The sequence below is a fragment of the Pseudonocardia sp. Cha107L01 genome, assembly GCF_052566575.1.
Genome location: NZ_CP199579.1, coordinates 3,412,972 through 3,432,532 on the forward strand (window position 1 = coordinate 3,412,972; position 19,561 = coordinate 3,432,532).

General features: G+C 68.5%; 22 protein-coding genes and 1 pseudogene. 12 read left to right on the forward strand and 11 right to left on the reverse strand.

Features of this window, described 5'->3' with window-relative positions; all coding sequences use genetic code 11:
- Positions 1 to 94: 94 nt before the first annotated feature.
- Positions 95 to 217, reverse strand: a complete 123-nt coding sequence (locus tag ACTXG6_RS16145; protein ID WP_445188620.1) for a hypothetical protein — start codon at positions 215 to 217, stop codon at positions 95 to 97.
- Positions 218 to 321: 104 nt separating this feature from the next.
- Between ACTXG6_RS16145 and ACTXG6_RS16150 the strand changes: the two are divergent.
- Together ACTXG6_RS16150 and ACTXG6_RS16155 are read left to right on the forward strand one after the other, a co-directional pair.
- Positions 322 to 558 (forward strand): annotated as a pseudogene (locus ACTXG6_RS16150) (IS3 family transposase); the annotation flags it as partial.
- A 32-nt stretch (positions 559 to 590) separates the two neighbouring features.
- A complete protein-coding gene (locus ACTXG6_RS16155; protein WP_445188621.1) occupies positions 591 to 947 on the forward strand; it encodes a transposase in 357 nt (118 codons plus the stop codon).
- 111 nt (positions 948 to 1,058) lie between these two features.
- Here the strand turns inward: ACTXG6_RS16155 and ACTXG6_RS16160 are convergent, their stop codons facing one another.
- Complete coding sequence (locus ACTXG6_RS16160) at positions 1,059 to 1,214, reverse strand: hypothetical protein (RefSeq protein ID WP_445188622.1); 156 nt, start codon at positions 1,212 to 1,214, stop codon at positions 1,059 to 1,061.
- A 208-nt stretch (positions 1,215 to 1,422) separates the two neighbouring features.
- Between ACTXG6_RS16160 and ACTXG6_RS16165 the strand changes: the two genes are divergently transcribed.
- Complete coding sequence (locus ACTXG6_RS16165) at positions 1,423 to 1,551, forward strand: helix-turn-helix domain-containing protein (protein WP_445188623.1); 129 nt, start codon at positions 1,423 to 1,425, stop codon at positions 1,549 to 1,551.
- On the opposite strand, the gene ACTXG6_RS16170 is transcribed toward ACTXG6_RS16165, so the two are convergent.
- From ACTXG6_RS16170 to ACTXG6_RS16180, 3 genes are all read right to left on the reverse strand, one after another.
- Positions 1,509 to 1,658 (reverse strand): hypothetical protein, encoded by a 150-nt coding sequence (locus tag ACTXG6_RS16170; protein WP_445190356.1) that lies wholly within the window; start codon positions 1,656 to 1,658, stop codon positions 1,509 to 1,511. The genes ACTXG6_RS16165 and ACTXG6_RS16170 overlap by 43 nt on opposite strands.
- Before the next feature lie 6 nt (positions 1,659 to 1,664).
- Positions 1,665 to 2,276: an MEDS domain-containing protein gene (locus tag ACTXG6_RS16175; protein ID WP_445188624.1), complete on the reverse strand. Its 612-nt coding sequence runs from the start codon at positions 2,274 to 2,276 to the stop codon at positions 1,665 to 1,667.
- A 448-nt stretch (positions 2,277 to 2,724) separates the two neighbouring features.
- Positions 2,725 to 2,952: an STAS domain-containing protein gene (locus ACTXG6_RS16180; RefSeq protein ID WP_445190022.1), complete on the reverse strand. Its 228-nt coding sequence runs from the start codon at positions 2,950 to 2,952 to the stop codon at positions 2,725 to 2,727.
- A 561-nt stretch (positions 2,953 to 3,513) separates the two neighbouring features.
- On the opposite strand from ACTXG6_RS16180, the gene ACTXG6_RS16185 reads away from it, so the two are divergent.
- Positions 3,514 to 5,058: a CYTH and CHAD domain-containing protein gene (locus ACTXG6_RS16185; RefSeq protein ID WP_445188625.1), complete on the forward strand. Its 1,545-nt coding sequence runs from the start codon at positions 3,514 to 3,516 to the stop codon at positions 5,056 to 5,058.
- A gap of 68 nt (positions 5,059 to 5,126) precedes the next feature.
- Entirely contained in the window at positions 5,127 to 5,531 is a 405-nt protein-coding gene (locus tag ACTXG6_RS16190; protein WP_445188626.1) for a hypothetical protein, read from the forward strand.
- A 315-nt stretch (positions 5,532 to 5,846) separates the two neighbouring features.
- Here the strand turns inward: ACTXG6_RS16190 and ACTXG6_RS16195 are convergent, their stop codons facing one another.
- From ACTXG6_RS16195 to ACTXG6_RS16220, 6 genes are all read right to left on the reverse strand, one after another.
- Positions 5,847 to 7,856 (reverse strand): erythromycin esterase family protein, encoded by a 2,010-nt coding sequence (locus ACTXG6_RS16195; RefSeq protein WP_445188627.1) that lies wholly within the window; start codon positions 7,854 to 7,856, stop codon positions 5,847 to 5,849.
- Positions 7,857 to 8,140: 284 nt separating this feature from the next.
- The gene (locus ACTXG6_RS16200) at positions 8,141 to 8,881 is read right to left on the reverse strand and encodes an IclR family transcriptional regulator (RefSeq protein ID WP_445188628.1); all 741 of its coding nucleotides are present in this window, start codon (positions 8,879 to 8,881) and stop codon (positions 8,141 to 8,143) included.
- A 201-nt stretch (positions 8,882 to 9,082) separates the two neighbouring features.
- Positions 9,083 to 9,709, reverse strand: coding sequence for a TetR/AcrR family transcriptional regulator (locus ACTXG6_RS16205; protein WP_445188629.1), 627 nt, complete (start codon positions 9,707 to 9,709; stop codon positions 9,083 to 9,085).
- A 45-nt stretch (positions 9,710 to 9,754) separates the two neighbouring features.
- Entirely contained in the window at positions 9,755 to 10,075 is a 321-nt protein-coding gene (locus ACTXG6_RS16210) for a bifunctional 3-phenylpropionate/cinnamic acid dioxygenase ferredoxin subunit (protein ID WP_445188630.1), read from the reverse strand.
- 2 nt (positions 10,076 to 10,077) lie between these two features.
- A complete protein-coding gene (locus ACTXG6_RS16215; RefSeq protein ID WP_445188631.1) occupies positions 10,078 to 11,127 on the reverse strand; it encodes an aldo/keto reductase in 1,050 nt (349 codons plus the stop codon).
- Entirely contained in the window at positions 11,124 to 11,921 is a 798-nt protein-coding gene (locus ACTXG6_RS16220) for an alpha/beta fold hydrolase (RefSeq protein WP_445190023.1), read from the reverse strand. Before ACTXG6_RS16220 ends, ACTXG6_RS16215 begins: the two co-directional genes overlap by 4 nt.
- A gap of 401 nt (positions 11,922 to 12,322) precedes the next feature.
- On the opposite strand from ACTXG6_RS16220, the gene ACTXG6_RS16225 reads away from it, so the two are divergent.
- Genes ACTXG6_RS16225 through ACTXG6_RS16255 form a run of 7 tightly spaced genes read left to right on the forward strand, consistent with a single transcriptional unit; the run spans position 12,323 to position 18,929 of the window.
- On the forward strand, positions 12,323 to 13,702 hold the full coding sequence (locus ACTXG6_RS16225) for an aromatic ring-hydroxylating oxygenase subunit alpha (RefSeq protein WP_445188632.1): 1,380 nt from the start codon (positions 12,323 to 12,325) through the stop codon (positions 13,700 to 13,702).
- Positions 13,703 to 13,750: 48 nt separating this feature from the next.
- Positions 13,751 to 14,272, forward strand: a complete 522-nt coding sequence (locus ACTXG6_RS16230) for a 3-phenylpropionate/cinnamic acid dioxygenase subunit beta (RefSeq protein ID WP_445188633.1) — start codon at positions 13,751 to 13,753, stop codon at positions 14,270 to 14,272.
- A 12-nt stretch (positions 14,273 to 14,284) separates the two neighbouring features.
- Positions 14,285 to 15,109: a 3-(cis-5,6-dihydroxycyclohexa-1,3-dien-1-yl)propanoate dehydrogenase gene (gene hcaB, locus ACTXG6_RS16235; protein ID WP_445188634.1), complete on the forward strand. Its 825-nt coding sequence runs from the start codon at positions 14,285 to 14,287 to the stop codon at positions 15,107 to 15,109.
- A 23-nt stretch (positions 15,110 to 15,132) separates the two neighbouring features.
- Positions 15,133 to 16,050 carry a VOC family protein gene (locus ACTXG6_RS16240; protein WP_445188635.1) on the forward strand — a complete coding sequence of 306 codons (918 nt, stop codon included), beginning with the start codon at positions 15,133 to 15,135 and terminating at the stop codon, positions 16,048 to 16,050.
- Between the two features lie 56 nt (positions 16,051 to 16,106).
- Positions 16,107 to 17,333: an aromatic ring-hydroxylating oxygenase subunit alpha gene (locus tag ACTXG6_RS16245; protein ID WP_445188636.1), complete on the forward strand. Its 1,227-nt coding sequence runs from the start codon at positions 16,107 to 16,109 to the stop codon at positions 17,331 to 17,333.
- 14 nt (positions 17,334 to 17,347) lie between these two features.
- Positions 17,348 to 17,815, forward strand: coding sequence for an aromatic-ring-hydroxylating dioxygenase subunit beta (locus ACTXG6_RS16250; protein WP_445188637.1), 468 nt, complete (start codon positions 17,348 to 17,350; stop codon positions 17,813 to 17,815).
- A 13-nt stretch (positions 17,816 to 17,828) separates the two neighbouring features.
- A complete protein-coding gene (locus tag ACTXG6_RS16255; protein WP_445188638.1) occupies positions 17,829 to 18,929 on the forward strand; it encodes a zinc-dependent alcohol dehydrogenase in 1,101 nt (366 codons plus the stop codon).
- The last annotated feature ends 632 nt before the right edge of the window (positions 18,930 to 19,561 follow it).

Sequence of the window (19,561 nt, forward strand, 5' to 3'; positions counted from 1 at the left end):
AACGTGGCGTTGGGCATCCCGCGGTAGCCTCACCGCCGCGTGATGGGCCGCCCTGGTCGGGTGGTCTTCGTTCGTTAGACCGTGGCCCGGGTCCTCAGACGTGAATTGAGGGCTGGTCCGCACGGCGGGGAGGAGCCGGTTCGGCGTACATGCTGGATGCATCGATGCTCTCCGGCGTATTGCCCGGCGTCAGATCGTTGACCGGGGTGCTGGCCATGGGACTGCTGCTGATCCGCTCATCCCGCGCCTGGTGGCGTCGACCGGTGCCCGCTTGTGTGGTCGGCTCGGCGGCTGTCGTACTCGTGGCTGATCTTGGCCTGCGTCGGCGATCCCTACGACAACGCCGTCATCGAATCCTTCTGGGGCCGCATGCAGACCGAACTGCTCAATCGACAGCGCTGGAAAACCCGGATCGAATTCGCGAACGCGATCTTCGAGTACATCGAGGGCTTCCACAACCGTCGCCAACGCCACTCTGCCCTCGGCTGGATGGCACCCCTACAGTTCGAAAACACCCACCACCACCGCGCCCCAGACTCCTCACCCGTGTGTCCGTGAAACCGGGGGAACATCACCGACCTTGAGGCGGAATGACCGCCTGGGAAGGATGTCGTTGTGCCTGTAGCTCTTCCGCCGAGTTCCGGCAGCGCGCGGTCGAGCTGGCCCGGGTTCGGACCGGTTCGATCCGTGAGGTCGCCGAGAGCTTGGGGATCAGTGAGTCGTGTCTGCGTAACTGGATGTCGCGGGCCGACATCGATACCGGCAGCAAGCCGGGGTTGACCAGCGACGAGCACAAGGAGCTGGTTGAGCTGCGGCGAGAGATACGCCGGCTGGAGACCGAGAACGAGATCCTCAACGTGCCGCCGCGTGCTTCGCCCGGGAGAACGTCCTCCCAAAATGATCTACCCGGTGGTGCGGGAACTGGCCGCGGACAGTGTTCGCTCTAGTTATCGGCCCGGGCGCGCACCCTCCGTGATTCTATCTCTGGTGCGGGGGCGGGCGCCCGGGAGCTCCGAGCCGCCGGCACAACGTTCTCCGGCTGACTCCGGAGCCACTCGCTAATGATCAATCAGGTTCGTCGCTGCTGCAACGTCTTCCGCCTTGGCGGCGGCCTCATTGCGCACGGCTCGCTCAGAGGAGTCCGTCACGAGCTTCACGACGTTGGTCGGCTGATTTGCGCGGATGTCGATAGCCGACGGCGTGCGCTGGACCACATAGAACTCCCACCCGGCCCGCAATTTCGGCTTCGTGCGGCGAACGGCGTCGCTCGGGCGCGGACGCTGACACCGGCCGTGACGGGCCCTTCGTTGGGCTGCACTATCGGACCACTTCACTCAAGGGCATTACCGATGAGGACGGCCAGTCTTGTCGATCACCACGCCGCCGCGGAGGTCGGGCTCTCGCCCCAGGCTTTGCGACCCGTTGCACACTCTCTGGCGATACTACGAGTGCGCGGGCAACTATGACGCGACCGCGCACGCGCTACTGATCCACCGAAGCACGCTGCGCTACCGGCTGCGCAGGATCGCTGCCGGGCCGACTAGTTGTTGAGCGAGCCGCCCGGACCTGAACGCGGTGATCAAGCGCGGTCGTTTGATGTCGGGGCGTTCGGCGCCGCCGGCGAACAGCAGGTTGTCCAGCAGGCGGGGACCGGTCATCCCCCGCTAGGCGAGCATCGGCGTCGCGTAGGGGTTCTCGACGATTGCGCCACAGATCCAGACCTTGACGTGCGAGGTCACCATGGCGGGGACCATGGCACCTCCGAAGGTGTTCAGGTCGTACATCGAGACACAGATCTGGGGTCGGCGCAGGGCCAATTCGGTGACGCCTACCTCGAAGCGTGCCAGACAATCGATCAACGTTGTGGACGCGTCGGGCGCCGTCCAGGTCATGTCGGCGATCGCGCGAGCAGAGTCGCATCCGTTCTCGTCGAACGCCGTGGCCGACCACCTGTGCATGGCGTCGGTGACGGTCTCGGGTTCGAAGGCACCGTTCGGTGGACATGCGTCCTCGGGCTCGACCACCTGGAGGAGGGCGCCGTCGAACTGCTGTCGAGACAACACCGACGTCAGTTGCGAGATGTCGCGGACGGATCCGATGCACAGGCATTGCTCGCTCTCGTCGAGCCCGGCCGAAATGAAATCGAGCATCAGACGATATCGCTCGGACACCCCACGATAGAGTGCGCAGAGATGGTCATGGGGAAGCATTGCCTGCCCGCCAAAGGTCGCTCGGTGCTCTGGTTGTGGGCTCTCCGTCATCACACCGGCGCGCATTCTCACTCCGATCGCGGGGTCCAGGCTATCGGTCTGACCAGTGTCGTCGCTGTCGGAAATGTGGAACGCCGGGCGTCCATGAATTTCGGCAGACGGTCATCCCGGACGGTGAACGGTTGCGCGCGCAGGGAGTGAAGCGCATGGACCGGTCCGTTCCCGGACGGCCCTTCGGGGACCGGTCGCCCCGCTCGGCGCTCTCCGGTCGGAGCGGCCCGAGCGGGGCGGAAACTCAGAGGCCCGCCCTGTCACTACCCGCCCCTCGGCGCGGGACGCGGTCAAGGGCAGCTCGTTCGCCGAGGGCCAGCCGGCTGCGCGCCGAGGCGCACACGGGCCCGAGCCGGCGCCCGACCCCGTTAGAGGTGGCCGTGGCGGCCGTGGGCGAGGATCCCGAACACCGCTGACGGCACGGCCGGCGGCCCAGGGTCTGCTGGGTGTACAGCGCCGAGGATCACCTGGCCAGAACCGGCTCGGGCCGGGTGGGCAGCGCGGCCCGCAACGTCGGATAGCAGGCGAGCTCGCGGTCGAGCTCGGTGACGCGCAGGACCCGACTGACGCACCTCGATGCGGACACGATCCGGAGGCTCGTCCGGTCCGCGTGGGCTCGCTGCTGGGCGCGGTCCAGGACCCTCAGCCCGGCGGCGGACAGGAAGGTTACGCCGGAGAGGTCGAGGACCAGGGTCGAGGTGGTAGGTCACGTACCGCCCCGTGATCCCGCCGCGCTCGGTGAACCCACCGTGGTACTCGCCCGTACCCGAAAGGTGTGGCTCGGCGGTGAGGAAGAGCTGCTGGCCCTGGACCTGGCCGCGGCGGGCTGGTGGATGTGTTGTCGTCGAACGGTCGGGCAGGTAGTTCAGTACGTGTACCTGGCCGCCGCCCTCGACGGCGACCAGAGCCGGCCGCAGCGCACGCAACTCCCGCAGCGTCCGGCGACGCGGCTGAACCGGGGGAGCAGGTCGGTGCCGGTGATCCGCCAGCGGCGGACCGGCTCGTTGATCACTACAGCGGCCCAGTACACACCAGCCCGAAACCCGCGCGCCGGCCGGTTGCCCTCCACCTGCAGAGTCCAGCCCGGGTGCGGGACTTGACGCGGCGAGGACGAAGCGCACGCCGGCCGGACCGGCGACGATCGGGACAGCAGACGATTGTGGGAAGTCGTGACCGGCGCAGCCGAACCGCGCCACATTGTGATCATGCTGTATGAGCTGACGTCAGGTTGTCGGCGGAGGAGCGGTGAGGAGTGACGACGACGGTCGTGCCGGCAGTGCGAGAGACCGAGCGCAAGTACGAGGCACCGGGCGAACTGGAGCTGCCGAATCCAGCCGAGTCGCTGGGAGTCGCCGGTCGGGTCGAGGAGCTGGTGCTCATCGCGGTCTATTTCGACACCTCCGACCTGCGGCTGCTGCGAGCGGGGATCACGCTCCGGCGGCGTGAGGGCGGGTCCGACGCGGGATGGCATGTGAAGCTCCCCGCCGGCGGGGACAACCGTGACGAGCTGCGGCTGCCGTTGGGTGGTGGCCACCGGCCACCCGAGGCGCTGGTCGAGCTGACCCGGGTATACACCCGCGGCGCGGAGTTGGCGCCGGTGGCCGAGCTGACCACCCACCGACGAAGCTGGCGGCTGACCGGCGCGAACGGCGACGAACTCGTCGAACTGGTCGATGACTACGTCGTCGGACGCACGATGGGTGAGCAGACCAGGACGGAGTCCTGGCGGGAGATCGAGGTAGAGCTCGCCGACTACGGTGACGCCGGGCTGCTGGATCGCATCGAGAACTGGCTGCTCGGCCTCGGAGTGCGACGCTCGCCCTCGACGTCGAAACTCAGTCGCCTGCTCGCCGATCGGCTCCCACCGCCCCAGGGGACCGGGCACGACCGGGCACGACCGGGGTCGGCCGGAGATGTCGTGCTCGGCTACCTGCGAACCCAGGCTGAGTCGCTGCGCCGCTACGACCCGCTGGTCAGGCGGGACGCACCGGATGCGGTGCACCAGATGCGTGTCACGGCCCGACGTATGCGTAGCGCGCTGCAGGCCTTCGGACGAGTCGTCGAGCGCGACCGAACCCGGTCCCTGACCGGTGAGCTGAAGTGGATCGCGGGTGAGTTGGCCGGAGCCCGTGATTCCGAGGTGGCGGCCCAGCGGATAACGGCAACGCTCAGCCAGCTCCCCGACGAGCTGAAGCTGGGGCCGGTCCACGCCGAGATCGACCGGACGTTCGCGCGCAGACAGGCCGCTGCGCGCCAACAAGCACTTGGCGCTCTGGACAGCAGCCGCTACCTGGCCCTGCACGACGCGATCGACGTACTTCTCGCCGATCCGCCGCTGGCCGAACGTGCCCGGCGTCCGCCGAAAGTTGAGCTCCCCAGGAGCATCCGCCGGGTCTACCGCCGGGTGAGCTCACTCATGGCGCGGGCGTACACCCTGCCACCCGGGCAGGCTCGCGACATCGCCCTGCATGACACACGCAAAGCCGCCAAGCGGCTCCGGTACGCCATCGAGGCCGTTGAGCCTGCCTTGGGCAAACCGGCCAGTCGGCTACGCGAACAGCTGAAAGCGGTACAGGTCCTGCTCGGCGAGCACCAGGACACGGTGGTGGTCCGACCGGTACTGCGCGAGCTCGCCATCCAAGCGCAACTGGACGGCGGCAACGGCTTCACCTACGGCATCCTGCACGCAACAGAAGCCACTCGCGCCACCCAGATCGAGCAGTCCCTTCCCCGAGCCTGGAACCGGCTGCGCAAACGGAAGAACATCGCCTGGCTCTGCGGCCATCTCCGGTCGTAGGCGGTGAGACGTTAGACCACTGCCCGCGCCGTTCGCTGGGAGTACACGTGAATCTGACCAGTGTGTGGGTGCAGACCCTGGCCGACGGGCTGATCCGCGCCGACCTTATCGCCGGCATCCACACCCACCGCACCCCGGCCCTGGCCGGAAAGCCTCCACGCTGGCTACTCGACGTGGTGCTCTCGTCCACCACGGGCAGCGGCCAGGCAGGCAGCTGGACGGTGAGCCCCTTGCACCGCACCCTGACCCAAACCGCCGACGAACCTACCGACGCACCCCAACAGTTGGCCCGGCTACTTGCTCAACTCGAGGCCACCATCACCGCCGGAATCATCACCACCAGCACCAGCCCCGAAGCGTCCAGCCCTGATCGCACCGCCGAATCAGATACCGCGACCACCATGGTGCGATTCCGCTTCACCCCATTCGCTGCCGTCCAGGCAGGCGACCGGTACGACTCCGAATACCTCTAGCCGACGGACCGTCAGTCATGGTTGCTATCGGGATGGGGTCGCGCGGAGGTGGTCGAGGAACCAGTTCCGCGCTAAGCGAGCCACCTGTTCCAACGTCCCGGGCTCTTCGAACAGGTGCGACGCGCCCGGAATGATCTCCAGCCTTGTCTCGCCGCCCCGATGCCTAGGCCGGCGGTGGGCTCGCTCTGGGCGATCCAGTCGGTCAACGCGGTGACTCGCGCCGCGAGCAGGTCGATGTCGAACCGCGGCGCCGCGGTCGTCAAGTCGACCTGCTCCTCCCGCGGCGGGGCGCTGCTCTGGCTGTTTTCGGATCGGTCAGACCGCGAACGGATAGGTCTCGGGGACCTCACCGGTGTCCCAGAGGGCGGACCGCTCCAGCGGCTGGACGGCCCGGGTGTCATCGATGTGGATCACGGCGTCGAACTGTTCGGCTACCCGTGCCCGGAAGTAGTGGCTCTCCCGTTCAGTCTCGGGCCGGTAGATGACGCCGATCGCGCGTTCCAGGCGGGCCGCGCGAAGCAGCTCGGTCGCACGCGTGGCCCTTGCGAAGGAGAGCATGAACTCCTTGTGGCCGACCTGGTGGAACAGCTCTTCGACGCTGCCCGGCAACGCCGGGCGCACCCATTTGCGCTGCGCCTGCCCACCCCAGTCATCGGCAGCGGTGACGGTCCCGGTGTAGGTGGTGAAACCAAGATCGCGGCAGTCACCGGGGTGGCGTTCACGCACGAGCTGCCCCACGTTCAGCTCCCCCCGGGCCGACATCTCGGTTGCCCTGGCGTCGCCGAGGTGGGAGTTGTGCTCCCACACCACGATCTTCGCAGGGTCACCAAGTTGCCTGGTCAGGTGGCTCTGGACGGCGTCGAGGGTCTGTACCATGTGCCGGTCTCGCAGGTTCCACGACTGAGAGCGGCCGCTGAACATCGATCGGTAGTACTCGGCGGCGTCGCGGACGGCCAGGGCGTTCTGTTCGGCGTGGAAGGCCTCGTCCTCGCCCAGCAATCCGTCGCGCCGCGCGTACTGCACCGCGTGGCGCTGCAGGTCGGTCAGCTGCTCGATCACCTCCTTCTCACACGTCTCGCCGGCGCCCATGGCGGCGGCCAAGCCGTAGGTCTGACCGTCGTCGGTGCCGTAATGGTCGAAGCAGGCGTAGCGCTCCCGGGCCCGCTGGGCCGCCGCCGGATCCACCCGATCGAGATAGGTGATGACCTCGTCGATGGAACGGTAGAGGCTGTAGAGGTCCAGGCCGTAAAAACCGGCCTTGCGCCGCTCGTCGCCGACCCGGTCGTTGCGCTCGCGCAGCCAGCCGACGAAGTCGAGCACCGCGGCGTTGCGCCACATCCAGGCGGGGAAGCGCTGGAAGCCGCGCAGCGCCTCCTCGGCGTCGGCATCGTCGCCGCGGCCGCGGACGTAGCGGTTGACCCGGTAGGCGTCCGGCCAGTCCGCCTCGACCGCCACCGCGCAGAACCCCTTCTCCTCGATCAGCCGCCGGGTCATCTGCGCGCGGGCGGCGTAGAAGTCACCGGTGCCGTGCGAGGCCTCCCCAAGCAGCACAAAATGGGCGTCCCCGACCAGGTCGAACAGCACATCGTCGGACGGCACACCCTCGTCGGTCGCGATTGCGGTGGATCGGATCACGTCGGTGTCGCTGAGGGTCCGCTCCTCGGCCTGCGCCGGTACCGAGGTCGCCGCCGCGCGCAGCAGGTCGCGGACCTCCTCGTCGGTGACCTGGCTGAAGTCCCAGTACCAGGCGCCGACAGCGAGGAACGGCGCTGGCGTCGTCGCGCAGATGACCTCATCGACGATCGCCGACAGTTCCTCGCAGGTCGACTTCGGTGCCGCCGGCACCGCAACGACAATCCGACGCGGTTTGTGCTCGCGTAGCGCGATGATCGCCGCTTGCATGCTCGAGCCCGTCGCCAGCCCGTCATCGACCAGGATGACCGTCCTGTCCGCCAGCTCGGGCATCGGCCGCCCGTCCCGGTAGGCCTGCTGCCGCCGCAGCAGCTCCCGGCCCTCCTGCTCGGCCACCCGCTGAAGGACCTCCGAGGCAATGCCCAGACCGCGCACGACATCGTCATTGATCACGACCACACCGCCGCTGGCGATCGCGCCCATGGCCACCTCCTCCTGACCGGGCACGCCCAGCTTGCGGACCACGAAAACGTCCAGCGGGGCGCTCAACGCCCGCGTGACCTCGTAGGCAACCGGCACCCCGCCTCGCGGCAAACCCAGCACCACCACATCCGGCTGAGCCCGGTAGTGCTCGAGCAGGCCGGCCAGGGTGCGCCCGGCGTCGCGGCGGTCCCGAAACAATCTCTCCGCCATGCCAGTCCTCCAGAGGGGATTGAGCCGACCGGGGTCGGCCGATCCGGTCCGCGCCCACCGGCCCAACCGCTGTCTCGGAAACCAGCCCGAACCGCAGATCTGGCGGCCGGTCACCATGCCTGCGGCCCGAGGCCCCCCGTGCCCTAGCTGATAGCCGCGGACGCTGGTCTTGGCGAGCTCGGGTCAGTCTCACGCGCCCGGATCCCGTGATCCCCGTCCGGGAGGCCGAAATCAAAGGGCTGACTCTGCCTTGCCGGATTGAGCCGGGCCCTGGCGGGCAATCATCAGGATCCTGGCTCCCCGAGGTAGCGCCGGTCCGACAGCGAGGGCATCTTGTTCAGTGACTCGGATGCGTGCCGCAACCTCGATGCGAACCGGCGCAGGTTGAACCGTCCGGGCGATGCACTGATGGACAGGGCACCGATCGCGGTGCCGGTGTCACGATCCAGGATCGGTGCGGCGGCGCACACCAGACCCGTCCGGTACTCCTCGGACTCCATGGCCACCCCCTCGTCCTGGGCGCGCTCCAGATCGCGGCCGAGCGCTTCAGGGGTGACTCGAGTGTGTGCGGTGAATCGGCGGAGGCCGGCGGAGAGCAGGCTCGTGGTGGTCGCCTCCGCCGAGTGCGCCAGTATCGCCTTGCCGAGAGCGGTGCAGTGCGCGGGTCGCCGGGCCCCCACCGAGGTCGGGCACGGGGTCGCGCGGTGCTCGAACAGCTTCTCCAGGTACAGGATGGAGTCGTTGTCGAGGATGGCGAGATGGACCGTCTCATGCGTCTCGTGGGAGAGCTCGATCATGAACGGGATGGCGCGTTCGCGTAGCCCCCCCGGGCGGCACGCCCACAACAGGTTTCCCATTTCGAAGGTGTGTTCGGACAGGCAGTACCGGTCGCCCACCCGCTTGACGTAATGATGTGCCACCAGGGTCGCGAGAAGCCGGTGCGCGGTCGATTTGGGGATGCCCGCCACCGCGGCCAACTCGCTGACTCCGAGAATTGTCCTCGGACCGGCGAAAGCGTCCAGCAAAGCCAGCGCCCTACCCGGCGAGCTGCGCTGCCTAGCGCTCGTACTGGATATCACGACGGTGCTATCCACGGTCGTCAATCTCTCCACTGCGCGCCTCATTACGACCAGTTCAAGATCATGTAAACGACGATTTACATGACCATAGAGAGAGCCGGTCGTTGCGTCAAGGCTCGCCACGGCAAGAGCGTGGGACCGAGCCGCTCAGCCGGAGATGCTGGCCTGCAGGGCCGAGCCGAACAGCGCGATCAACCGGTCGAGCTCGTCGGCGCTCGGCGGCGCGACGTCCGGCTCGATCAGGACGCCCAACCCGAACAGCCCTACTCCCATGACCTGCGCCGCGATCAGTTTGGCGCGCAGCTGCGCGTCCGGGCCCGGCAGGACCTGCGCGAGCGGTTCGAGGAGTCGCCGGGTGAACTCGGCGGCGAACAGGACCTTGGCCTCCTCGAAGTCCAGCGAGCGAACGAGCGCGATCGCCGGGAAGTGAAAGGTGCGGTCCAGCCAGTAGGGGACCAGCATCGCGGCCAACCTTATGCCGAGTGAGTCCAGCGGCCCGTCGAGATCGGCTTTGTCGATCGTCGGGCCGCCCTCGTCGGTTGCGACCTCCCTGAAGAGCGACTCCTTGGAGCCGAAGTAGCGGACGATCAGGGGAGCGGTCACACCGACGTCGTCGGCGATGTCCTTGAGCCGGACCGCCGCGTATCCGGCCCGGGCGAACCGGTGGCCGGCGGCGAGCAGGATGTCATGGCGGGTCTGGTCGGCGTCCTTCCTGCGTCGGAACGGCGTGACTGCCCCGCCCTGTTCGGTCTCGTATCTGTCAGGTGCCGACATCGCCCCCGGCTCTCACCCTACGTAGTCGGTCGCTGCCGGCCAAGCTTAGTGCGGCTGGGTTGCGTGGACATCGACGAAGACGTCGCCGTCCCGCACCTGGGTCCGGTAGGTCGGCAGGTCGGTCGTTGCCGGATAGGTCAGTGCTTTGCCGGTCCGCAGGCAGAACCTCGCCATGTGCCACGAACACTCGACCTGTTCCCCCTCGACGTAACCATCGGCGAGTGACGACTCCGCGTGGGTGCAGGTGTCCGCGGTCGCCAGGAACTCACCGTCGACGTTGAACACCGCCACCGGCGGAACGGCCTCGACCACGACGGCCTCCCCGGGCTCGATGTCACCGACGCCGCACGCTCGTACCCACACCATGCCTATCGCCTCTCGGCATCAGCGGCGGTGTCCCCGCCGGTCGCGGTGGAACTGAGCTTCAACGGTCGGCCGTACGGTGGCCGCTCGGGGTCGGGCACCCTGTCCTGCTCGTCCAACAGAGCCGTGACCTCTCGGATGTCCTCCCCGGTCAGCTGCCACTCGGACGCGGCCACGTTCGACCGCAGCTGTTCCGGTGTGCTCACCCCGGTGATCACCGAACCGACCAGTGGGTTGGCGAGCAGCCATGCGATCGCCAGCTCGCCGACGGTGCGGCCCCGTTGCTCGGCGAACCGGATCAGCTCCGCGAGCGTGCGGTGGTTGCGCTCGGTGTCCATCACCGTGACGATCCCGCTGCCGGCCGCGCCCCGGCTGCCCGGTGGCGGTGGTTCGCCGAGGCGGTACTTGCCGGTGAGGAAGCCGCCGGCGAGTGGGTGGTAGGGGAGCAGGCTCAGCTCGTACTCGGCGCAGAACGGGAGCACCTCGGCGGTGGCCTGCCGGGCGAGCAGGTGATGGTAGTTCTGCACGGACACGAACCGGGCGGTGCCGAGCTCGCTCGCCACGTGTGCCGCCTCGGCCAAGCGCCACGCCGAGTAGTTGCACGCACCCAGTGCGCGCACCTTGCCGGCCGCGACGAGTTGGTCCAGCGCGGTCAGGATCTCCTCGGCGGGGACTCCCGGTTCGGGCAGATGCAGTTGGTACAGATCGATCCGGTCGGTGCCCAGCTGGCGCAGGCTCTGCTCGGCGTGCGCCCGGATCCGGTCACTGACCGACTCGGTGCCGACGTGGAGCAGGTTGAACTTGGTGGCGATCACCATCTCGTCGCGGCGCCGACCCAGCGCCCGGCCGATGAACTGCTCCGAGTGGCCCTGCCCGTACACATTGGCGGTGTCGACGAAGTTGACGCCGAGGTCGAGTGCCGTGTGCAGGACGCGGCGGGTCGCCGGTTCGTCGAGTCGGGGTGGGCCGAAGGTGTTGCCGCCCAGCCCGACGGCGGACACCTTCAGGTCGGAGGTGCCCAGCCGTCGGGGAGCAGTCGAGAAGTGCGTGGTCATGCCGTAGGGCCCCGGCTCCCGGTGTCACCGCCGTTGATGAACTCGATCAGTACCTGGTCGTGTTCCTCGGGCTTCTCCCACTGCGGCCAGTGCGCTGCATCGGCCATGTTGTAGAACTGTGCGCCGGGGATGAGCCCGGCCACATACTCGCCGTAGTCCGGTCCCTGGCCGGGGTTGAGCTCGGTCCAGAAGACGAGGACCTCGGGGCGGAACTTGCGCAGCTCCTCTTCCTCCCAGCGGGGCGTCAGCTGCCACTGCCGGCCGATCCAGTAGACGCGTTGCATCGACTCGTAGATGTCGGGGAACGAGTAGAGCCGCAGCCGGATGTCGACCATCTCGTCGGTCATCCGTTCCGGGCTGGCGACCAGCCACTCCATCCGCTTGCGCACCGTCTCGAAGGTCGGTTCGACCACCGATTTGACGGAGAGCTCCTGCAGCGCCGCGCCGCCGCCCGGTTGCTCGCGGAAGTCCGTCCGCTTGAGGTTCACCAGGCCGAAGCCGGTGTTGAGGATGAGCTTGCCGCACATGTGCGGGTACCTCATGCCGAACTCGAAGGTGATCATCGCGCCCATCGACTCGCCCTCGATGTGCGCCCAGCTCAGGCCGAGACCGGTCAGGAGGTCCGCGAGCGCGTCGACCTGCAGGTCCCAGCGGTGCTCGTCGCTGTAGGGCTGTTTGTCGGTGAAGCCGTGATAGAGGGCATCGACCGCGTAGACGTGGAAGCCGTGTGCCGCGAGGTTGTGCATGTTTCGCGCGTAGGTCTCGGCGTGCCCGCCGATGCCATGGATCAGGATGAGCGGCTCGCCCTCGCCACACGATCACCCGGTGCTGCCAGCGCTCGCCCTGCACGATCCGCGTCTGCGTACCGAGTAGTTCGGTGGCCACCGAACTCCACTCGGTGAGCGGCTTGCAGGTGATCGTCCGCGACAGTTCCAGCTTCTGCATGGCGGCAGACAAACGCACGCGGGCGGGGCGGCGGAACGAACCTGTTCCAGCAGGCGGAATCGTCCGGGTGGCTGACGCGGCCGCCAGTCCGGTTCCGCGAGATGGAACGCGTCGCTGGGCCGGGCCGCGTGGTTGCTCTCAGGATGAGCTGCGCCGGCGACCCGCTCCTACCGACACCGGGTCCGCATTCCCACCACTCTTCCGGCTCGTCGAGGCACAACCGCTCCACGGGCCGGATCCGGAGGACACCATGACCATTGCGACCGGGAAACTACGTCAGCTCGTGTCTCTCGAGCGCGGCGAGATCGACCGGAGCATCTTCAGCGACCCGGAGATCTTCGAGCTGGAGATGACGCAGATCTTCGGGCGCAGCTGGCTTTTCCTCTGCCACGAGTCGCAGATCCCGAAGAAGGGCGACTTCTTCGAGGCGCCGATAGGCCGCGACAACGTCCTGGTGGTGCGACAGCGCGACGGCGGCATCAAGGGCCTGCTCAACACCTGCGAACACCGGGGCAACGCCGTCTGCAGGGCGGAAGAGGGCAACGTCAAGAACTTCATGTGCACCTACCACGGGTGGACCTACGACATCGCCGGCAAGCTGGTCGGGGTCCCCGGCCTCGACGAGCTCTACCACAACGACCTGGACCTCTCCAGGAACGGACTGCGCGAGGTCGCCCAGCTGGAGGTCTACAAGGGCTTCGTGTTCGGGACCCTGGACCCGCAGGCGCCACCGCTGGCTGACTTCCTGGGCCGGACCGGTCGCGCCGGCCTGGAGTTCCTGGCCGGCCAGGGCGAGCTGGAGGCCGTGCCCGGCATCCAGAAGTTCGTCATCCCGTGCAACTGGAAGTTTGCTGTCGACAATCTCTTCGACTGGTACCACCCGCAGATCACCCACCTCTCGGCGTTCCAGACCGGGCTGCTGCCGTCGCCCCCGGACATCACCGGCAGCAAGATGAAGATCTCCGGCGTCGCCGCCCCGGACGGCTCCGAGCTGCAGATGCCCGGCGGCGTGGTCTCCGGCGACGCCGGCGACCAGCTGGTGTTCATCGATGCGTTCGGACACGCCATCGCCGGGCCCACAGTGGAGGCGTTCGGCGACTTCGGCGGCCTGATCGACCACTCCTGGCGGGACACCCCCGAGGCGCGGGCGAACCTGGGTCCCATGTCACGCAGGTCGATCGGGCACGTGAACCTCTTCCCGACCTGCTGGATCACCCCGGCGTTCAACCAGATCTCGATGCGGGTGCCGCGCGGGCCGATGGAGACCGAGATCTGGTGGTTCACCTTCGTGCCCAAGGCGGCCACCCCGGAGCAGCGGGCCACGATCATCCAGGGTGCCATCCACTCCTTCGGCCCCGCCGGGTTCCTGGAGCAGGAGGACGGCGAGAACTGGGCGCAGAGCACGATGCAGACCAGAGGGACCGCCAGCGCCAAGATCCCGCAGTTGCTCCAGATGAATCTGCGCCGGGGCAAGGTCGTGCACGACAGCGACGGGCTGGACCCGCCCTACATCGAGTGCTCGATCAACGAGCACGGCCAGTTGTGGACCTTCGCTTCGTGGGTGGAGTGGCTGACTGGCTGCGACTGGGACGAGCTGCGCGAGCGCACCACGCCGCCGGACGTGATCTGACCTCCCCCGAGCTGAGAGCAGGACAATGAGCATCGACAGAACCTTAAGGTGAGCAACGATCCGTTCACCCGGGTCGTCCGCCAGCACCAGGTGGAGCGCTTCTACAGTGACGAGGCGGCGCTGCTCGACGAGCACCGTTTCGCCGAGTGGGTTCAGCTGTTCAGCGACGACACCCACTATTTCATGCCGATCAGGCGCACCAGGCTGCGTCGGGAGTTGGCCAAGGAGTTCACCCAGCCCGGCGAGATCGCCTTTTTCGACGAGACCAAGCAGAGCCTGCTGGGGCGGGTGGCCAAGATCGCGACGGGCACCGCGTGGGCCGAGGATCCGCCGTCGCGGACCCGTCATCTCGTCACGAACGTCCGGATCACCCAGGACCGGGGCGACGAGCTGGACGCGGAGACCAACTTCATCCTCTACCGCACCCGCCTGAAGTCCGAGGAGACCACCTGGATCGGCTCCCGCCGCGACATACTGCGCCGCCACGAGGACTCGTTCCTGATCGCCAAACGGCTGATCCTGCTGGAGCAGACCGTGCTGCTCTCGCAGAACCTCAGCAACTTCTTCTGAGTGGGAGCCGGCATGGGGTGGTTGGACGGACAGGTCGCGCTGGTCACCGGCGGCGGGTCGGGGCTCGGGCGTGCGCTGGTCGAGCGATTCGTCGCGGAGGGTGCGCGCGTCGGTGTGCTAGAGCTGAACTCGGACAAGGCGAAGCAGCTCGCCGCCGTCCTCGGCGACTCGGGGGTGGTGACCGAGGGCAGCGCGACCAGCTGGGCGGACAACCGTAGGGCGGTGGCCGAGACGGTGGCCGCGTTCGGCCGGTTGGACACCTTCGTCGGCAACGCCGGGCTGTGGGACTTCGGCACCTCGCTGGAGGCGCTGCCGGCGGAGGCACTGCCCGGGGCGTTCAGTCAGCTCTTCGAGCTCAACGTGCTGGGCTACCTGCTCGGGGCGAAAGCGTCGATCGAACAGTTGCGCCGGACCAACGGCTCGATGATCTTCACCGGGTCGAACGCCGGGTTCTACCCGGGCGGCGGCGGGCCGCTCTACACCGCCTCCAAGCACGCGGTGACGGGGCTGGTGAAGCAGCTCGCCTACGAGCTGGCCCCGGAGATCCGGGTCAACGGCGTGGCACCCGGCGGGATGCCCACCGACCTGCGCGGACCGGCTGCGCTCGGGCTCGCCGACACCGCCTTCGGCAGCATGCCGGTGGACCAGCTGATGACCCGGATGGCGCCGCTGGAGCGGCCGATCAGCGCGGCCGACTACGCCGGTACCTACGTGCTGCTCGCCTCCCGGGAGAACTCCGCCACCACCACCGGCTCGGTGCACAACTGCGACGGCGGCCTCGGCGTGCGGGGCCGCAAGGCCGACGCCGCGCTCATGCAGGACCTGTTCGGTAGCTGACGCGCCTCACGAGGAGACAACCAATGAAGATCATGTCGCTGGGCTACCTGCGGGTGGAGTCCCCCGAGGCCAAGGAGTGGGCGTCGTTCGGTCCGGAGTTGCTCGGGCTGGCGCTGTCGGACGACACGTTGGACCGGCCGGACACGGTGTGCCTGACCAACGACGACCGGCCGGGCCGGTTGACGGTCAGCGCCGGCGAACGGAACCGGTTGGCGTGCGTCGGTTGGGAGGTGCCCAACGAGGAGGACCTGGCCGAGGCGGTGGCGCAGCTGGAGCGGGAGGGGGTGGCGGTCCGGCGCGGCAGTGCGCAGGAGTGCCGCGCGGCGCGGGTCCGCGAGCTCGTCGGCTTCACCGACCCGGCCGGTTTCCAACATGAGCTGTTCTACGGTCAGCTGGTGGTGCCGGGCTCCTTCCGTCCGGGCCGCGCGATGTCCGGCTTCGTCACCGGCGGCCAGGGCCTGGGGCACATCGTGCTGGTGGTGCCCGACCTGGCGGAGTCGTTGGAGTTCTACCGGCGGGTGTTGGGCCTGCGGGTCAGTGACGAGATCGACATGCATGGCAACCGCGTGGTGTTCTTCCACGTCAACGCCCGCCACCACAGCCTGGCGATCATGGGCATCCCCGGCATGCGCGGGTTGCACCACCTGATGTTGCAAGTCGACAGCGTGGACGACGTCGGCATGGCGCACGACATGTGCGCCGACCGGGGAATCCCGCTGGCAATGACACTGGGCCGGCACACCAACGACCGCATGTTCAGCTTCTACCTGCGCTCACCGAGTGGGTTCGAGATCGAGTACGGCTGGGGCGCGGAGACGGTCGACGACGAGGAGCAGTGGGTGGTGACGCACATGCAGAGCACCAGCATCTGGGGCCACCGCCCCGGCGACGCGCCGCCGCCCGGCTGCCTGGAGCCTGTCGAGGGCGGGCCGGCCTCGTGACCCCGGCGCTCGCGCGGGCGCCAGCCGTACCGGAACCACCGCCCGAGCACCCGTGGGTGCAGCAGCACCGCGTGCACCGCAAGGCCTACCTCGACGAGCAGCTCTTCGCCGAGGAGCTGACCCAGATCTTTCACCGGACCTGGATCTATGTGGGCCACGAGAGCGAGGTGGCCCGGCCGGGCGACTACAAGACGACCGTGATCGGCCGCCAGCCGGTGATCGTCACCCGGGACGGGACGGGCGGCATCCACGTGCTGATGAACCGCTGCACGCACCGCGCGGCCACGGTGTGCCAGGCGGCCAGCGGCAACTCAGCGTTCTTCCGCTGCGAGTACCACGGCTGGACGTTCCGCAACAACGGCGAGCTGGTCGCGCCCACGTTCAGCGCCGGCTACGCCCCCGCCGATTTCAGCGCGGCCGGTTTCGCACTGGCGCGGGCGCCCCGGGTGGACAGCTACCGTGGACTGATCTTCGCCAGCCTGGCGCCGGGCGGGGAGTCGCTGCGTGAACACCTCGGCCGCGCGGCCGAGTACATCGACCTGACCGTGGACCTCGCGCCGGCGGGCACCATCCGGCTAGGGGCGGGGGCCCATCGCTACAGCTACCGGGGCAACTGGAAGCTGCAGAGCGAGAACGGCGTCGACGGCTACCACCCGAACTTCGTCCATCGAGCTTTCTTCGAGACCAGCGGTCTCGGCGCGGGGTTGTTCGGGCCCGGCTCGACCGGACGGGCCGGTTCCCTCGGCCGGGGCCACGCCGTCCTCGACTTCCGCACGATGACGGCGCCGATGATGCGTGCCAGGCTGGCCACCGACGACGGGCAGCGTGCGCTGGAGCGGCTCGCCGAGCGCCTCGGCGACCGGGAACGGGCCACCGAGGTCCTGCTGGCCAACGGGACCCAGGGCTACAACCTGCTGGTCTTCCCGAACCTGCAGATCATCGGCTGTCAGCTTCGGGTGATCCACCCACGTGCGGTCGGCCTCACCGAGGTCGACCTGTACCCGTACCTGCACGACGGGGCGGGCGACGAGGAGAACACCGCCAGGCTGCGCACCCACGAGGCGTTCTACGGCCCTTCCGGCGGTGGCGGCCCGGACGACATCGAGATGTTCGACCGCGTCGTGCAGGGGCTCGCGGTCGAAGGCGTCGAGTGGCTGCCGTTGGTGCGCGGGTTGCGCCGCGAGGTCGTGGACGGCGAGGCACGGTGGGGACACATCACCGACGAACAGCCCCAGCGAGGCTTCTACCACCAGTGGTTGCAGCTGATGGGCGCGTCCCGATGACCACGACGAAACTGATGAGAAGGGCTGACGCGGAGGATTTCGTGTACGCGGAGGCGGCGCTGCTGGACGGTGGCCGGTTCGGTGAGTGGCTGGAGCTGTTCGCCGAGGACGGCATCTACTGGGTGCCGGCGAACGAGGCGGACAACGACCCTGAGCGGCACGTGTCGATCATCTACGACACCCGGGACGGGCTGGCCGACCGGATCGCGCGCTACCAGCTCGGCCGAGTCGTGCAGGAGGTGCCGTCCCGGACGCTCCACCTCGTCGGCAACGTGCGGGTGGTCGAGGACGCCGAACCGGACGTCGTCGAGGTGACCGCGGCCATGGTGCTCTACGAGGTACACGGCGCGCGCACCACGGTCCACCCGGCGCAGTGCCGCTACCTGCTCACGCCCGGCCCGGAGGGCTGGCGAATCGTGCTGAAGAAGGTTGCGTTCCTGGACAACGACCAGTACTTCCCCAACCTGGCGTACCTGTTCTGAAGAGAGGTCAACGATGGAGCACACCACGTCGGCGGTGCTCGTCGAGCCACGTCGGATCGATCTCCAGGCGTTCGCGCTGCCCAGGATCGGACCGGACGACGCGCTGCTGCGAGTTCAGGCCACCGGCATCTGCGGCAGTGACTGGGGGCCCTACACCGGCTCCTGGATGACCGATCTGCCGCCGCTCATCCTCGGCCACGAGGTGGTCGGCGAGATCGTCTCTATCGGCCAGGAGGCGGCGCGCCGCTGGTCGGTGCGGGAGGGCGACCGGGTGGTGGTGGAGGAGTCGATCCCGTGCCAACACTGCAGGCTGTGCCGGACCGGACGGGCGCATATGTGCGATCCGCTGCACACCGCCGACGGGCTGCGCTACGGCCTCACCCCGACGGGAATGGCGCCGCATCTGTGGGGTGGTTTCGGGGAGTACCTATACCTGCACCCGCGCTCGGTCGTGCACCGGATGTCGCAGTCCGTGCCGGTGGAGGTGGCGCCGCTGTTCATCCCGATCTCAAACGGCATCCGCTGGGTCGAGCGGGACGGCGGCTGCCGGGTCGGCGACACCGTCGTCATCCTCGGTCCCGGTCAGCACGGCCTCGGCTGCGTGCTCGGTGCCCGGCTGGCGGGTGCGGGCACCACGATCGTGGTCGGCACCGATCGGGACGCCCGCCGGCTGGAGGTGGCCGCCGCGCTGGGCGCCGACTACGTGGTCCGGACCGACGACGGGCCGCTCGTCGAGCAGATCTCGGCCCTGACCAACGGCGAGTTGGCCGACGTGGTGATCGACGTGACGTCCGGCGCGCCCGGCGCGCTCGCCGATGCGGTCGAGGTGGCCTCGGTAGGCGCAACGGTCGTCGTGGCCGGGGCCAGCGGGATGAGGCCGGCCTCGAACTTCGTGCCGGACAAGCTCTTCCTCAAGGAGATCACCCTCAAGGGCGTGTACGGCCACGACTGGCTCTCCGTGCGCCGGGCGATCGCGCTCATCGAATCGGGACAGCACCCGCTGGACACGCTGTGCACGCACACCTTCCCGCTCGCGGACGTCGACCTGGCGCTGCGCACGCTCGGTGGGGAGGCCGAGGACGGTGCGATCCACGTCACCGTGGTTCCCGACTGACGGCTCAAGGGCCGCCCAGCGAGCGGGCAGCCGTCCCGAATGGCGCGGTCAGCGGCCGTCGCGCGATGCCGCCCGCTCACAGTTCTCGCGAGGAAGGTGGTAGCGGTCGCACAGGGCATCGGCCACCTGCCGGCGACTGTCGCGGTTGCCCTGCCCGTCTGCCATACCGCCGCCTCGATCCGCACTCTGGGCGTCCTGCCGCTGTGGGCCCGGTTCGTCCCGCTGCCGCGGGTAGCGGTGGTCAGCGTCCGGGGGATAGAACTCCGAGCCGGACTGTGCGCGAGGTGCGGTCTCGGGGGCGGTTTGCGAGTCAGGCAGCGCTTGTTCGCTGGGGTTTGGAGCAACGTTCGGACCCGGGTCGGCGGCCTCGGTGGTTGCCTGTTTCGGGGCAGTCAAGGCTGGTGCGGGTACGGCTTCAGCGGCCGGTGGCGACGCCGGCGCGGAAGGGGCCGGCAGCGGCGGCGCGGGCGTTCCCACGCCGGCCGAGGTGAGCTGCGCCGGCTCCGAGTTGGCCGCCCGCGGCGAATGTGCGGTGAAGCGCATCGCGGTCACAATCCCGACACACAGCACGAGCACCAGAGTGGCGGTAGCGACAAGACGATAGGAGCCCATAGGAAAGCTCAACGAGCCAC

What these genes read in the sequence shown, in the direction of transcription:
- ACTXG6_RS16145 (WP_445188620.1), bottom strand. Translation starts at nt 217, where the DNA reads ATGGCCAGCACCCCGGTCAACGATCTGACGCCGGGCAATACGCCGGAG.
- ACTXG6_RS16155 (WP_445188621.1), top strand. Translation starts at nt 591, where the DNA reads ATGACCGCCTGGGAAGGATGTCGTTGTGCCTGTAGCTCTTCCGCCGAG.
- ACTXG6_RS16170 (WP_445190356.1), bottom strand. Translation starts at nt 1,658, where the DNA reads ATGACCGGTCCCCGCCTGCTGGACAACCTGCTGTTCGCCGGCGGCGCC.
- ACTXG6_RS16175 (WP_445188624.1), bottom strand. Translation starts at nt 2,276, where the DNA reads ATGCGCGCCGGTGTGATGACGGAGAGCCCACAACCAGAGCACCGAGCG.
- ACTXG6_RS16195 (WP_445188627.1), bottom strand. Translation starts at nt 7,856, where the DNA reads ATGGCGGAGAGATTGTTTCGGGACCGCCGCGACGCCGGGCGCACCCTG.
- ACTXG6_RS16205 (WP_445188629.1), bottom strand. Translation starts at nt 9,709, where the DNA reads ATGTCGGCACCTGACAGATACGAGACCGAACAGGGCGGGGCAGTCACG.
- ACTXG6_RS16210 (WP_445188630.1), bottom strand. Translation starts at nt 10,075, where the DNA reads ATGGTGTGGGTACGAGCGTGCGGCGTCGGTGACATCGAGCCCGGGGAG.
- ACTXG6_RS16215 (WP_445188631.1), bottom strand. Translation starts at nt 11,127, where the DNA reads ATGACCACGCACTTCTCGACTGCTCCCCGACGGCTGGGCACCTCCGAC.
- ACTXG6_RS16225 (WP_445188632.1), top strand. Translation starts at nt 12,323, where the DNA reads ATGACCATTGCGACCGGGAAACTACGTCAGCTCGTGTCTCTCGAGCGC.
- hcaB (WP_445188634.1), top strand. Translation starts at nt 14,285, where the DNA reads ATGGGGTGGTTGGACGGACAGGTCGCGCTGGTCACCGGCGGCGGGTCG.
- ACTXG6_RS16240 (WP_445188635.1), top strand. Translation starts at nt 15,133, where the DNA reads ATGAAGATCATGTCGCTGGGCTACCTGCGGGTGGAGTCCCCCGAGGCC.
- ACTXG6_RS16250 (WP_445188637.1), top strand. Translation starts at nt 17,348, where the DNA reads ATGAGAAGGGCTGACGCGGAGGATTTCGTGTACGCGGAGGCGGCGCTG.
- ACTXG6_RS16255 (WP_445188638.1), top strand. Translation starts at nt 17,829, where the DNA reads ATGGAGCACACCACGTCGGCGGTGCTCGTCGAGCCACGTCGGATCGAT.